The sequence below is a fragment of the Burkholderia sp. Ac-20344 genome, assembly GCF_017104975.1.
Taxonomy (GTDB): domain Bacteria; phylum Pseudomonadota; class Gammaproteobacteria; order Burkholderiales; family Burkholderiaceae; genus Burkholderia.
This window is the reverse complement of record NZ_JAAGPP010000422.1, coordinates 1-249: the sequence shown is the minus strand read 5'-3', so window position 1 is coordinate 249 and position 249 is coordinate 1. Positions and strand designations below refer to the sequence as shown.

The window sequence follows — 249 nt, the reverse complement described above, 5'->3', positions numbered from 1 at the left end:
ATCCACAATTCGTCATCAACGATCGGCGCTTGCATTCCTCATGATCCCGTTGCTCAGATGCTTGAGGTTAACAGGTCGCCGGCGAAGTTAACAGCCCCTCGAGGGTCTTTTTGAACTGGCCTCTTAACCTTGGTCAGTCGATGCTCGATGCCGCTCTCCCTACATGTGCGGCCGAAGATGTGCTCGAAGGCGTAGCGGTCCCGTGCACGATTCGTGAACTGAATGCCGTTGTCGGTCAGTACCGTGTGG

The 249-nt window shown here is 55.4% G+C and carries 1 pseudogene; it reads right to left on the bottom strand.

The features are described 5' to 3' along the window. Positions 1–125: 125 nt before the first annotated feature. Positions 126–249: pseudogene (locus G3N64_RS39510) on the bottom strand (IS481 family transposase); the annotation flags it as partial.